Genomic DNA, 13,464 nt, shown 5'->3' with positions numbered 1-13,464 from the left:
AAGCCTTCTCTGGAACCTTGTATGGTGCCGGCACCAGGAGTCGAACCCGGGACCTACTGATTACAAGTCAGTTGCTCTACCAACTGAGCTATACCGGCGTGTTAGGGCGACGATTATAGCGATTGGATTGGTTCTGTAAACCCCTGAATTCAGACTATTTTTACGCGGCCTTCAGGTTAGCCTCGAACCAGGGCTTTCCTGAGTTTCTGAAGGGTGCGCCAGCCCCGGCTATTTTGCATGGCGCGCAGCTGCGCTTCGGCGGTTTCGGCGCGTTGTAGGGCGATGGTGAGTTGCTTTTCAGCGTCCGGATCAGCGGCGCTGAGCGGGTGGGCGAGGGCATGACCCCGACACAATTGGAAGTTGTCGAGGTTGCACGGCGGGATGTCGAACGCGGGTTTGAGGTCAAGATGTTCGTTGGGCAGGAACCAAGTGTTGATGCCGTCGAACAGGACGGCCTGATAACCGGCGTCGGTGACGAGGTGTTCCCAGGTGTGGTCGCGGGCCCATGGGGTTTCGATGAGGATGATCCAGGGGCGCCAGGTGGCGAAGTCCATGCCGCGCAGGACGGTTTCTTCGTGGCCTTCAACGTCGATTTTCAGGAAGTGGATGGGACGGTTCCGCGCGTATTGCTCGCAGATGGAGGTGAGGGTGCGGGCTTTGACGGTTTGGCGGTGGATGTCCATGCCCAGGGCTGTACGCTCTTGCGCGGTGGCCGGGTCGACGGTGGAGAGGCCGGTGCCGGGGATGCCGTAGAAGGTGAGATCTTCGGCGCTGTCGCTGGCCACGCATTGCAGGTTGGTGTCGTTGGGCCGTTGTTGGCACAGCGCATCATGGAAGGCTTGCATCGGCTCAACGTTGATGCCGGTCCAGCCGCGGTCGTAAAAGGCTTTGGTCACGGAGTCGTGGGTGGGGTCATTGGCGCCGATGTCGATGTAGAAGCCGTTTTCGAACTGTTTGAGGGCGCGCCACAGGCGGATGTCTTCGAAATTCTGTGCGTAAGAAATGAACGTCACTGTCGCTTCCTGTCATTCGCTCGTGGCCGCGCTGTTGGCGCCCTTGGCCTCTTTTATAGCAAGGGTGGGTGCCAAGTGCGATTTTCCTTTCATGGCGTCCGGTATTCGGCGGTTATGTCGTTTCGATTGAATGCTTATGCACAACGCGACGCCTGATGAGCAGGCTCAACGGCGCTTTTGTGGACTCGTTCTCATTTGTTCGCAAATCCCTGTTTTTAGGGTTTTTTATTTATATGTACGAAAAATGAACAGTTGTGTTTCAGCCGCGAAACAGCGCATTTATTGGATCCACGAGAATTTCATCAACAGAGTTATCCACAGGCTGCGACTGTTTAAGGGCGTTCGGCCAGAAGCAGGAAGTTGCGCGGTGTGAGCGGGGTTTCGCAGAAGGTACCGAGACGAACGGTGTAACCCTGCTCGGCGAGGAAAAGTGCCCGATCAAGTACCAGCCACAGCTCCAGAGGACGTCGGAAAAGGCCACGCAGCAGCTCCAGATTGCGCACTTCGGCCAATCGCTGCCAGCCGGCGGCTTCGAGGGCTGGCCAATCCTGCGCGCCGATTGTGGATAACTCCTTGTGTGCGGCCAAATGATGGCAATAGTCGGCGAAGGATTTATCCAGCCAGGTGCTGGGCAGGGACGGAGTGGGCAGGTATTCGTCGACGCCGCGCAGTTGCCGTTGCAGCAGGTCAAAACCCAGGCGCCGTGCCATGGAAGTGTCCCGTTGACGTCGGACCCGTGCACCGGCGGTGACGGTTTCGCTCATCGGCAGTGCGAGATCTTCGAGGGATAGCTGTAGGCCGGATCCCATACCCGCCGAGGAAAGCGCCTCATAACTAGAAAGACTGATCCGGTTATAGCAGCACGGTGCAATGGCCAATTGTTTACATCCAGCCTCACTGGCGAGTCGGATCAACCGCACATGCAGATCACCACAGGCGTGCAGCGCTACCGGGGTGTGTTCGCTCTTCAATAAAGAAGCCGCGCCGGCGGCGAGTACATCTTGCTCAACATGCAGCGCATGCAACTGATGACGCTGGCTGAGTGTTTGCCCGCTCAACACCAAAGAAGGATCGTATTCCAGACAGGTCAGTTGCTGCCCGGTTTGCAGCAGGCGTCGGCCCAGGTGGCCTTTGCCCGAACACCAATCCAGCCACTGCGTCGGCGGCGCAGCAAACGACAAACGACTGGCAAACGCCTCAATCTGCTGCCACTTGCGCCCCGGCACATCGACGTTCAACCGATGTCCGGCCGCCTCAAGCGCATGCGCCGGCAGCTCAGCCACCGAACTCAGCTCAAGCGACAACGCCGCCAATGAAGCAAACGGCTCCGGCGCATCCAGCAAGCAAGGTTGGTTATGACTGTTTTCCGCTGCTTCCAGCGACCGGCCGCGTAGCCAGGAAGACAACGAAGGGTAGGACGTTTCCCAAGGCAGCTGCAGATGAGTAAACGGTCGAGGCTTCCACAGTGCCTGATGCTCAATCAGAAAAGCATCCAGCGCCATGAAACGGGCGAGTAGGGCCTCGCCCGTCAGCACGCAGGAGGAATCAACGCCCTTGGCAGGCATCGACGCGTAGCCAGCGCTCCAGCAGCTTGAAGCCGCGAACCAGCACGTAAGCCATCAACAGATAGAACATGCCCGCGGCGAAGAAGATCTCCACCGGCAAGTAGGTGCGAGCAATGATGGTGCGGGCCATGCCGGTCAGTTCCAGCAGGGTCACGGTGCTGGCCAGGGCGCTGGCCTTGAGCATCAGGATCACTTCGTTGCTGTAGGCCGGCAGGCCGATGCGCGCGGCACGGGGCAGGATGATGTAGAACAGCGCCTTAGGCTTGGACATGCCCAGCGCCCGCGCGGCCTCGATCTCGCCCGGTGGAATCGCCTGGATCGCGCCACGCAGGATCTCGGCGATGTAGGCAGCGGTGTGCAAAGTCATGGTCGCCGTGGCGCACCAGAACGGATCGCGCAGGTACGGCCACATCGAGCTGTTGCGCACGGCATCGAACTGCGCCAGGCCGTAGTAGACGAGGAACAACTGAACCAGTAACGGCGTGCCACGGAAAAAGAAGATGTACGCGTAGGGCAATGACCGCACATACCAGCGTCGCGACGAACGCGCGATGCCCAGCGGAATCGCCAGCAGCAACCCGGCGATCACAGCGATGGCCACCAGTTCCAGGGTCAGCGTCGCGCCCTGGGCCAGTTTCGGCAGCCACTTGATGATGACTTCCCAGTTCATTGGGTGCTCCTCGCGAAGCCGCGAGCGGCGCGTCGTTCCAGGAAGTACATGCCGGTCATGGCCAGAATGGTCAGGCCCAGGTACATGAATGCAGCGACCATAAAGAAGGTGAACGGCTGTTTCGACACAGTCACGCCGATTTGTGCGTGACGCATGATTTCTTCCAGGCCGATCACCGACACCAGCGCGGTGTCTTTCATCAGGATCATGAACAGGTTGCCCAGGCCCGGCAGGGCGATGCGCCACATCTGCGGCATGATCAGTCGGGTGAAGATGCGGAATTTCGACAGGCCCAAGGCAATGCCGGCTTCACGGTGACCTTTGGGGATCGCCAGGATCGCGCCGCGAAACACTTCCGTAGCGTAGGCGCCGAAGCACAGGCCCAACGCGATCACGCCGGCGGCGAAGGCATTGAGGGCGAGGTCGGGGTTGCCGAAAAACTCGCCCAAGGCACGCATCAGATTGACGGTGCCGAAGTAGATCAACAGCACCCAGAGCAATTCCGGGATACCGCGAACCAACGTCGAATAAGTGCCGCCCAGCCATTGCAGCGGCTTGTGCGGGGATGTCTTGGCCAAGGCGCCGAGCAGACCGAGCACCAGCCCCAGGCACAGCGCCGAGAGTGCCAGTTTCACAGTCATCAGCGCACCAGCGGCGAGCGCCGGGCCGAATCCGTAGAGGTCGATAATCATGGGTTTCTTTTCAATCGCGGCAGGCAATGCCAAGGACTGGCGCCGTCAGCGAACGGCGCCGGTCAGGCAGGTCAGAATCAATAGATGCTGAACGGGAAGTACTTGTCGTTGATCTTCTTGTAAGTACCGTCTTCGACGATTTCTTTCAGCGCAAGGTTCAGCCTGGCGCGGATGGTGTCGCCTTTACGTACAGCGATACCGATCTTGTCGCTTTCTTCCACCGGGTCACCCTTGAATTCGTAAGGGCGGCCAGCGTCGCTTTTCAGCCATTCGTAGTTGACGTACTTGTCGGCCAGGATGCCGTCCAGACGACCGGAAGTCAGGTCGAGGTAGGCGTTTTCCTGGGTGTCGTAGAGTTTGACTTCAACGCCTTCCATGTTGTCTTCCATCCAGGTGCCGGCGAGGGTCGCACGTTGTGCGCCGATCACTTTGCCTTGCAGGGAAGCCTTGTCGGTTTTGAAGTCGACGTCTTTCTTGGCGATGAATTGCAGCTTGTTGGAGTAGTACGGGTCGGTGAAGTCCACCGCTTGCTTGCGCTCATCGGTGATCGACATCGAGGAGATCAGGAAGTCGAATTTCTTGGCGTTCAGGGCCGGGATGATGCCATCCCAGTCAGACGTGACCACGGTGCAGTCGACTTTCATCTTGGCGCACAGGGCGTCGCCGATTTCTTTGTCGAAGCCGACGACATTGCCACTGGCATCTTTGTTGTTGAACGGCGGGTAGGCCGCTTCGATGCCCATCTTCAAGGTCTCGGCGACAGCGCCGGCGCTGAAGGCCAGGGTGACGGCAGCAGCCAGGAAGATTCTCTTGTAGTTCTGCATGCGGGTAGCTCCGTTAGCGGTTGCTGGACATGAATTGTTTGCAGCGCGCCGAAAGCGGGTTGTCGAACACCTGCTGTGGCGATCCTTGCTCTTCTACCAAGCCTTGGTGGAGGAACACCACTTCGCTGGAGACCTGACGGGCAAAGCCCATTTCGTGGGTCACGAGCAACATGGTGCGGCCTTCTTCGGCCAATGCGCGGATGACATTAAGTACTTCCTGGACCATTTCCGGGTCAAGGGCGGAGGTGGGCTCGTCGAACAGGATCACCTTGGGCTGCATCGCCAGCGTGCGGGCAATCGCTGCCCGTTGCTGTTGGCCGCCGGACAATTGCGCCGGGTAGGCGTGGCGCTTGTCGGCGATGCCGACCTTGGCCAGCAAGGCTTCGGCGACTTCGATGGCTTCGGCCTTGCTCTGGCCGAGTACTCGGCGCGGGGCTTCGATGATGTTGTCGAGCACGCTCATGTGCGGCCAGAGATTAAAGTTTTGAAACACAAAACCAATCTCGCTGCGCAGGCGATTGATCTGTTTGCCATCGGCGGCAACCAGTTCGCCGTTCTTCGCGGCCTTGAGTTTGAGTTCTTCGCCGGCCACCAGGATCTGGCCCTGGTGCGGGTTTTCCAACAGGTTGATGCAACGCAGGAACGTGGACTTGCCGGAACCGGAGGAACCCAGGATCGAGATCACGTCGCCGTCGCGGGCGGTCAGCGAGATGCCTTTGAGCACCTCAAGCTTTCCGTAGCGTTTGTGCAAGTTGCGGATTTCAAGCGCGGGCGTGGCCTCAGCCATGTGCGTTCCTCATAGTGTTTCACTCCTGCTGTTGGCGGCCTTCCTGGCGAGGCGGCCAAGCTAGCATAGCGTTCGAATGGCAGCCAACAGCGCTACGGGCGGTAAACGAATGGTGTGTGGCAGGTTGTCGCATCGGTACAGCAGTGTGTCGCGCTGCTATCAACCGAACAGCCGTTTGAACCAGCTGCCCCGCGGGTGTCGCGTAAAAAAAGGCGCGATGTTGCCAGCTTTGGCGGGGTGTTGGAAGCGCTAACCGGCCAAACGTACCCGATCTGCACTTTTATTGTGCGTCCCGCTTTTTTTCAGTGTGTTTCTGGTGCACTGCTTCGTCCTTAATGTGGGTCGCTGGGTAACGCTCTGGCGAATTGCCATTAATCTCAATGACTTGCGATGACCGTCCGGTCCAGCGGAGAGCCGCGGATCCGGGGACTTTGTAACATTTTGGCGCAATTATTGCGTGCAGAATAAGGAACGCCCCGTTGGATTCTTTTTACGAGAAAGAAATGCCAGACGCGGTGGACTGAATCGCTTTCCTTGCAAAGGTAGTTTCAATGAGCAGCACCCAAAGCTCCAATGGCCTCGAACAGGGGCTCAAACCGCGTCATGTGACCATGTTGTCGATCGCCGGGGTTATCGGCGCCGGCCTGTTTGTTGGCTCGGGCCACGCTATCGCAGCGGCCGGCCCAGCCGTGCTGTTGGCTTACGCTGCCGCCGGTGCACTGGTGGTGCTGGTGATGCGCATGCTCGGCGAAATGGCCGTGGCCTCGCCGGACACCGGCTCTTTCTCGACATACGCCGATCGCGCGATCGGTCACTGGGCCGGTTTCACCATCGGTTGGTTGTACTGGTGGTTCTGGGTGCTGGTGATTCCGCTGGAGGCCAACGCCGCCGCGACCATCCTGCACGCCTGGTTCCCGAATGTGGCGATCTGGGCCTTCACGCTTGTGATCACGCTGCTGCTGACGGTCACCAACCTGTTCAGCGTGAAGAACTACGGTGAGTTCGAGTTCTGGTTCGCCCTGGTCAAAGTCATCGCGATCATCGGTTTCATCGGCCTCGGCATTCTGGCGATCTTCGGCTTCCTGCCGAACAGCCAGGTCAGCGGCGTTTCGCACCTGTTCGACACCCAAGGCTTCCTGCCAAACGGCATGGGCGCAGTATTGGGCGCGATCCTGACCACCATGTTCTCCTTCATGGGCACCGAGATCGTCACCATCGCCGCCGCAGAATCGAAGAACCCGGGCCAGCAAATCTCCAAGGCCACCAACTCGGTGATCTGGCGGATCGGCTTGTTCTACCTCGTTTCGATTTTCATCGTTGTGGCCCTGGTGCCATGGAACGATCCAGTGCTGGCCGCTGTGGGTTCCTACCAGACCGTGCTTGAACGCATGGGCATCCCGAACGCCAAGCTGATCGTCGACATCGTGGTACTGGTTGCTGTAACCAGCTGCCTGAACTCGGCGCTGTATACCGCCTCGCGCATGATGTTCTCCCTGGGCAAGCGCGGCGATGCGCCGGCCGTTTCCCAACGCACCAACAAAAGCGGCACGCCGTACTGGGCCGTCATCCTGTCCACCGCTGCTGCGTTCGTCGCGGTATTCGCCAACTACGTGGCCCCGGCCGCCGTGTTCGAATTCCTGCTGGCCACCTCCGGCGCCATCGCGCTGCTGGTGTACCTGGTGATCGCTATCTCGCAACTGCGTATGCGCAAGCAGCGTATGGCCCGTGGCGAGAAAATCGCCTTCAGCATGTGGCTGTTCCCGGGCCTGACCTACGCGGTGATCGTCTTCATCGTCGTGGCCCTGACCATCATGCTGTTCCAGGAAGCCCATCGCGTGGAAATCCTCGCGACGGGTTTCCTGAGCTTGATGGTGGTAGCGGTCGGGCTGTTTGTGGCCCGTCGTCGTCGCAATGAAAAGTTGATCGCCGCAGTCGCGCGCTGAGTGTTCTGACTCAAGCCAAGTGCTGTTGAAACACGAAAACGACCGCCATCAGAAATGATCGCGGTCGTTTTTGTTTTCAGTCAGGCGCTTGTTCAAGTGGCTATCTGATGGACACAGTGATGGCGAGATAGTAGCCTTCGCAACGAATGTGTATCTCGCTGTTGCGAGATGCGATGGAGTTCCAGGACACGGATTGTTCGACGCCCCCAGCCTTCCTGGCTAAAGCCCCCGACCCTTTCATGCCTGCTCCCTCATCTGACGCGCGTCACAGATGCATTTGCGTGTGCCTGCCGATTAACCCGGCAGATCAGAATCAGAGCTGCATGGAGCTAACCCCGCCATTCAGCCAATCCATTGGGGCATCAAGGAGATAGACATGGCGTTTACATCGGTTGTGTTCAAAAACCCTCAAACCGGTGCCATGAAAGAAGCGCCAATCGGCTTTTCGTGGACCGTGTTTTTCTTTGGCTTTTTCCCGGCATTGTTCCGTGGTGACATCAAGTGGGCAGCGATCATGTTCGTCGTGGCCTGCTTCACCTTCAGCCTGAGCAATCTGGTGTTTATGTTCATCTACAACAAGCTGTACGTGCAGGACCTGATCGGTGCCGGCTTCAAGGCTCAATCCATCGCCAAAGGTGACCTGAGCTACGCCAGCTCCAAGATCGGCATTGAAATCCCGCGTATGGAAGGTGTCGCTGCCTAAGATTTGATCTTCGGCGGACAAAAAAAACGGGCGCAATCAGCGATGATTGCGCCCGTTTTGTTTGTCCGGGATTCAATTGATCAAACGGACTCTTCCTTGGCCTCGCTGTCGTCCAGCGTCTGGCGATAGCTGTCCAGCGCAGTACCGAAGTCAGTGATGAACTGCGGATCGGTCAGCCACGCCTGGGCGGCGTCGCGGTCCATGCCGTCGGCCCACATGCGGTAGTCGATCAGCATGTCGGCAGCCAGGTGAGTGGCGGCCATGGCTTCGTTGTCGGCGTTTTCCATATCCAGCAGTTCTGGATGGTCACTGATGATGCCAGCGAGGTCCGACAGCAGGGCCAGCAGCATGTCGTTACGGCCGATGGCTTCCGCGTCGCGCATTTTGCTGAACATCGCCAGGGTGTATTCCGGGATCGGCTCGCCGATTTCGCCCAGGTCATCATCCAGATCTTCGTCCAGCGTGGCGGGTTTACGGCCGTGGATGTTGATTTGCTTGGCCTTGATCTTGGCGCGTTTGGCGCGTTTCTGTTGCTTGTTCAGGGATGCCATTAATTTCAGTTCGCTTTCGGTTGTGTTTGGGCCGCGATGGCGTCGGACGCCGCCACGTAGTCAGCCTGGAAGATTGGGGATTCGATCCACGCCAGGGCGGCTGCTTCGTCCACTTCGGCGGACCACTGGCGATACTCGATCAGTGCGGCGAGGATAAAGTCTGTCGCTGTTTCCTCGCCTTCCTGCTCCAGCACCAATGCAAGCAGCGGGTGTTCAAGAAATGCCGCACACATCGCCTGTTGGCTGATCTTTTGTGCATCGATCATTTCTTTGAACAGTTCAGTCAGGTCCACCGATTCGAAGTCGATACGATCATCGTTCGGGTCCAGCTCGACGGGGGCGGCGGCCCGTTGGGTGCGGTTCTGCTTGGCCTTGGCTTTGGCACGGGTGGCGCGTTTTTGCTGCTTGTCGGCGGAGGCCATGGGCGTCGTTCCGTATTTCGTTGAGAGGGCAGGTCACTCAGTTGCGTGGCACTCGCCGCCCGGGGGTATCGGGGGCCAGTTCGCCGTTTTGCAGCCAGGACAATGCAATGGGCCATAGTGTGGCTTGGTATGGGCTACGAAAAAAGGCGAAATGTCCGACTTCTTCTTCGCCGATGTCTTTCGGCTCGATTCGCAGATGGATGGTCGTGTCGCCGGTGAGGTAGTCGAGCAAGCGCTCGATGGCCGGGACGGTGCCGTAAGGATCGTCGCTAATGCTGATCGCCAGGGTTTTCGCCGTGACATTGGCGAACGGCAGCCGGCCGTGCTTTGCGTGGATCACCCGGCCGCTGGGGCGCGTCTCGTACCGCGACGTGGGCGTGCTCCAGTCACGGACGACGCCAGCGGGGGTGTCTTCCAACCAACCGAGGCGTTTACCGGGGAAATAACCGCAGATCATCGTCACCATCGGCATCACCAAGTGCCACTTGCCGAACATCCTCCAACGATGAGCAGGTGCATAGTCGCGCCAGTAAGCGAACTGCGCGCCGACGGTCACCAGGCGCCGGATCAAGTGCCCGGAAGCCCCGAGGCCCGCCGCACAGCCGCCGAAACTGTGGCCAATCACGTCGATGGGTTGGCCGGGGAATTCACGTTCAGCGCGCTTGAGCATCGCTTCAAAATCCAGCGCACCCCAGTCGGACCAGGTGGCGTCGAGTTTTTTCAACGACGCCGGTCGTGATTCGCCGATGCCACGGTAGTCGTAAGTGATGACGTCGAAGCCGTTGGCAAACAGGTAATCGGCGAAACGCGAGTAGTGGCGGCAGCGGACTGAGGTGGCGGCGTTGATGATCACGACCGGGCGGGTGCTGTCGTGATGGGCGTGGCGCCAGGTGAAACCGCCAAGGAGGAAGCCGTCGGGGGCGGGTTCCTTGAAGGAGGCACCGGGAGCAGATGGCGCCAACTCTGTTGGGGCCAGTGAGGACATGTCCTGCAAATTCATCGACTTCGAACCTTTGCGGGTAGCTGCCAACGATAGTCTTCACGCAGCCTGTGAACAATCCGTCAGCGCTAACATGTTTGCTGGTTGAGCAACCGTTCCTCAAGCGCCGCTCGTTCCCGATCCAGCTCCGCCCGCAGTTCATCCTCACTCGGCAGCACCAGTTTGTACTTGCTGGCAAACAGTTGTTCGTTGCCCTGCAACACCGAGTAACGCACCACCGACTCGTTTTTTTGCGCGCACAGAATGATGCCGACGGTCGGTCCGTCTTCTGCGTTGCGCTTGAGGTCGTCGTACATGCGCACATACATGTCCATTTGCCCGACGTCCTGATGGGTCAGTTCACCGCGCTTGAGATCGAAGATGACAAAGCATTTGAGCAGGTAGTTGTAGAACACCAGATCGATGTAGAAGTCTCGGCCTTCGGTGCTGATGCGTTGCTGGCGGGCGACAAAGGCGAAACCATTGCCCAGTTCCAGCAGGAAGCCCTGGAGTTGCTCGATGAGGGCTTGTTCGAGTTCAGTTTCCTGGACGAGCCCTGCATTGGGCAGGCCAAGAAACTCCAGCATCACGGGATCCCGGATGAATTCCCGGGGGTTCTCGGCCATCGCATGGATGTTGGTCGCGGCTTCCGTCATGACGGGCGCCTTGTCCCGGCTCATCAACAGGCGCTCGTAGTACAAGGTGTTGATCTGCCGTTCCAGGGCGCGGCTTGACCAGTTCTGGTTGGCGGCTTCGTCCATGTACCACGTGCGTGCCTTGTCACTGTCGACGCGCAGCAGCCTGCGGTAGTGGGTCCAGCTCAATTCGAGACGCAGTGCGTCTCGAATTGGAAACGCCTGATAAAACAGGCGCATTTTTCGCAAATTGGTCTCGTCAAACCCCTTGCCGAACTCCGTTGTCAGACTCTGGGCCAGCGTCAACAGCAACTGCTTGCCATATTCCGCCCGCCGGGCCCCCTGCTGCTCGAACTCAACAATATGCCGCCCAATCTGCCAGCAGGTTTGCACCTGAGCGGTATCGACCGCTCTCAACACTTTCTGGCGTGCCTGCCGGATCAGCTCCCCAAGATTGCCAAGCAGTGAGGCGAGTTGTGGGTCTTGAGTGTTGTCGGGTTTGAGGTTGCTCATGAAGTTTTCCGCCGCTGGATGAACTGGCAGAAAAGGATGCCAATGACGGGCGGGTCAGCGATGCCGGGCGTTGCCGGTAGATCGGAAGGAAATGCCGGATTCGTTTTGCAGGATCATGCCGACGACACCCAGGAATTCGGAATACACCCTGTAGTCCCATTCGCAGTGATTCCAAGTGCCAATCAATCTAAAACTCGAGCATCCCGCCAGAAATCTAAAAGAGGTAGCGATTGGGTTCCATGGAACCCGGGAGTCGCCATCATGAAATACGTCCATTCCCTCGTATTGCTGCTCGCCGCCCTCGGCGTGTTGATGTTCCCGAACCTGTCCTATGCCGCCAGCCTCGACGCGGTCGATAGCTCGGGCGTGCAGGTCCAGCCGCAACTGCAAAACGGGATCAGCTACCTGTCCGGCGGTATCGGCGAGGATGAGGCAAAGGCTATCCAGCAGGCCAAGGGTTACAACCTGCACATGACGTTTTCCGTGGGTGCGCTGAATGAATACATACCCGACGTGGATGTGGTCATTCAAAAAGCCCAGGGGCAAACCGTGTTGACGATTAATCAGGCCGGCCCTCTGGTTTATGTCCAGTTGCCCGCCGGCAAGTACACCGTGGTTGCGACTCGTAACGGCGAGGTGCGGCGTGACGTGACGGATGTCGGGGACGGCACGGCTCGCAATCTGGTTTTCCACTGGAATGGTGACAGCTAGAGGTGCATTTTCTGCCGCACCGGCGAGTTGCCCGCCGCCAGGTGCGCGCATTCGGCAATAACGCTCAAGCTCTGCATGACTGGCGGCGACAGCGTTGTCCCCAGGCATATTCTGAGTCCGGTGGTGGGATGGCCGTTGGCGAAAAAAATCCCGCTGCCGGCGACATGGCAACCTCGTTCGCTCGCCAAACGTTCCAGCGCCGACATGTCCGTGTGCCCCGGCAGTTCGATCCAGTGGATGAAACCTCCGCGTGGAGGAACGTAGAGCGTACCCACGGGAAAATCCGATCGAACCCGTGCTTCAAAAAAGCTGGAGAGCGAGGACAGTTGCGCTCTGAGCCTGGCGCAGTGCTCTTCCAGGTACCCGCGGCCGATGAACTCACTGAGTACATGTTGCGCAAGACTCGAGACCGCCAGGTTGCGGGAAAACATTTGCGCAAGAATCGCATCGCGGTACTTTCCGGCGACACACCAGCCCACGCGATAACCCGGGGCCACCGTCTTGGAGAATGACGAACAGTAAATCGTCTGGCCGCTGGTGTCGTAACTCTTGATGGCGCGCGTGCGATCCCTTTCCGGCACCAGATCGAAAAAAATATCGTCTTCGATAATGGGCACATCCGCCGCGCGAGCCACCCGTGAAAGTCGTGCGCGGGTTTCATCGGGCATGATGAAGCCGCGTGGGTTTTGCAGGGTTGGATTGAGAAAGATCGCCGCGACCTTTTTCTGTTTCAGGGCCTCTTCGAGATGGTCGACATCGATGCCCAGTTTGCCGTGAGTCCGAATGGGCAGGGCGCGCATACCCAGGCGTTCAATGGTCTGCAGTATTCCGTAGTAGGTGGGCGTCTCGATGGCGACAGTCGAACCCCTGGGCGCGATGGCCTCGAGGGCCAGTTCCAGGGCGACAGTGTCGCCTGACGTCACGAGGATATCGTCCGGCCCGCAGACGACACCGCGTGCCAGCATGAGTCCGGCAATTCGCCGTCTCAGCGCCGGCAGGCCGGGAGGGGCCACCAGCCCGGTCAACGCGTTGTCGGCTTTGGCCGCCACGGCGCTCAGGCACTTGTTCAACAGAACGTGCGGGGTGAGATCGCTGTGCAAGACGGCGGAACTCAACGATGCCGTGGCGCGGGAGGCCGCCTGGGAGAGCATTGTGACGACGGCATGATTGACGTTGACGGAGACGCTGGAGAAATCAAAACCGCTCGCAGGTTTTGTCTGTGCAGTTGCCGAGACGAAATAACCGACACGCGGAACGGTAAAGACATAGGCATTGGCTTGCAGATCCGTCAGGGCTCGCTGAACGGTGGTGATGCTGGTTTCAAACAGTCGCGCCAAGGAGCGAATTGAGGGCAGTTTTGATTCGGCCGCCCATTCACCCCCTTCGATTTGGCGAATCATCCAGTCGTTGACTATCCGCCAGCGTTTGTCGGCTCTATCAAACTTGTCCATAAGTT

14 protein-coding genes and 1 tRNA gene are annotated in these 13,464 nt (G+C 58.8%); 3 read left to right on the top strand and 12 right to left on the bottom strand.

The genetic code is table 11. From position 1 onward, the window contains the following. Window positions 1-22 precede the first annotated feature (22 nt). From HKK52_RS18825 to HKK52_RS18795, 7 genes are all read right to left on the bottom strand, one after another. A tRNA-Thr gene (locus HKK52_RS18825) sits at window positions 23-98 on the bottom strand. Between the two features lie 78 nt (window positions 99-176). Further along, entirely contained in the window at window positions 177-1,013 is an 837-nt protein-coding gene (locus HKK52_RS18820; protein ID WP_169372068.1) for an FkbM family methyltransferase, read from the bottom strand. A 332-nt stretch (window positions 1,014-1,345) separates the two neighbouring features. Next, complete coding sequence (locus HKK52_RS18815) at window positions 1,346-2,578, bottom strand: methyltransferase (RefSeq protein ID WP_169372067.1); 1,233 nt, start codon at window positions 2,576-2,578, stop codon at window positions 1,346-1,348. Beyond that, the gene (locus HKK52_RS18810; protein ID WP_054054362.1) at window positions 2,559-3,248 is read right to left on the bottom strand and encodes an ABC transporter permease; all 690 of its coding nucleotides are present in this window, start codon (window positions 3,246-3,248) and stop codon (window positions 2,559-2,561) included. The genes HKK52_RS18815 and HKK52_RS18810 overlap by 20 nt, the downstream gene beginning before the upstream one ends. Then, the gene (locus HKK52_RS18805) at window positions 3,245-3,940 is read right to left on the bottom strand and encodes an ABC transporter permease (protein ID WP_169372066.1); all 696 of its coding nucleotides are present in this window, start codon (window positions 3,938-3,940) and stop codon (window positions 3,245-3,247) included. Before HKK52_RS18805 ends, HKK52_RS18810 begins: the two co-directional genes overlap by 4 nt. Window positions 3,941-4,017: 77 nt before the next feature. After that, window positions 4,018-4,764: an ABC transporter substrate-binding protein gene (locus HKK52_RS18800; protein WP_169372065.1), complete on the bottom strand. Its 747-nt coding sequence runs from the start codon at window positions 4,762-4,764 to the stop codon at window positions 4,018-4,020. 13 nt (window positions 4,765-4,777) lie between these two features. After that, a complete protein-coding gene (locus HKK52_RS18795; RefSeq protein WP_133837806.1) occupies window positions 4,778-5,551 on the bottom strand; it encodes an ABC transporter ATP-binding protein in 774 nt (257 codons plus the stop codon). 551 nt (window positions 5,552-6,102) lie between these two features. Here HKK52_RS18795 and gabP point away from each other — a divergent pair. Then, on the top strand, window positions 6,103-7,494 hold the full coding sequence (gene gabP / locus HKK52_RS18790; RefSeq protein ID WP_169372064.1) for a GABA permease: 1,392 nt from the start codon (window positions 6,103-6,105) through the stop codon (window positions 7,492-7,494). 376 nt (window positions 7,495-7,870) lie between these two features. After that, window positions 7,871-8,197, top strand: coding sequence for a hypothetical protein (locus tag HKK52_RS18785; protein ID WP_169372063.1), 327 nt, complete (start codon window positions 7,871-7,873; stop codon window positions 8,195-8,197). Window positions 8,198-8,277: 80 nt separating this feature from the next. On the opposite strand, the gene HKK52_RS18780 is transcribed toward HKK52_RS18785, so the two are convergent. The 4 genes from HKK52_RS18780 to HKK52_RS18765 all read right to left on the bottom strand — a co-directional run bounded on the left by HKK52_RS18780 (window position 8,278) and on the right by HKK52_RS18765 (window position 11,297). Further along, window positions 8,278-8,748: a hypothetical protein gene (locus HKK52_RS18780; protein WP_169372062.1), complete on the bottom strand. Its 471-nt coding sequence runs from the start codon at window positions 8,746-8,748 to the stop codon at window positions 8,278-8,280. 5 nt (window positions 8,749-8,753) lie between these two features. Next, window positions 8,754-9,170 (bottom strand): hypothetical protein, encoded by a 417-nt coding sequence (locus HKK52_RS18775; RefSeq protein WP_169372061.1) that lies wholly within the window; start codon window positions 9,168-9,170, stop codon window positions 8,754-8,756. A gap of 37 nt (window positions 9,171-9,207) precedes the next feature. After that, window positions 9,208-10,170, bottom strand: a complete 963-nt coding sequence (locus HKK52_RS18770; RefSeq protein ID WP_169372060.1) for an alpha/beta hydrolase family protein — start codon at window positions 10,168-10,170, stop codon at window positions 9,208-9,210. A gap of 68 nt (window positions 10,171-10,238) precedes the next feature. Then, complete coding sequence (locus tag HKK52_RS18765) at window positions 10,239-11,297, bottom strand: PDDEXK nuclease domain-containing protein (RefSeq protein WP_169372059.1); 1,059 nt, start codon at window positions 11,295-11,297, stop codon at window positions 10,239-10,241. A gap of 261 nt (window positions 11,298-11,558) precedes the next feature. On the opposite strand from HKK52_RS18765, the gene HKK52_RS18760 reads away from it, so the two are divergent. Then, window positions 11,559-12,008, top strand: coding sequence for a carboxypeptidase regulatory-like domain-containing protein (locus HKK52_RS18760; protein ID WP_169372058.1), 450 nt, complete (start codon window positions 11,559-11,561; stop codon window positions 12,006-12,008). On the opposite strand, the gene HKK52_RS18755 is transcribed toward HKK52_RS18760, so the two are convergent. Next, window positions 12,005-13,459, bottom strand: coding sequence for an aminotransferase-like domain-containing protein (locus tag HKK52_RS18755; protein ID WP_169372057.1), 1,455 nt, complete (start codon window positions 13,457-13,459; stop codon window positions 12,005-12,007). The genes HKK52_RS18760 and HKK52_RS18755 overlap by 4 nt on opposite strands. Window positions 13,460-13,464: the final 5 nt, after the last annotated feature.

The sequence above is a fragment of the Pseudomonas sp. ADAK2 genome (genome assembly GCF_012935755.1).
Taxonomy (GTDB): domain Bacteria; phylum Pseudomonadota; class Gammaproteobacteria; order Pseudomonadales; family Pseudomonadaceae; genus Aquipseudomonas.
The sequence above is the reverse complement of the archived record's forward strand: the minus strand, read 5'-3'. Positions and strand labels throughout refer to the sequence as shown.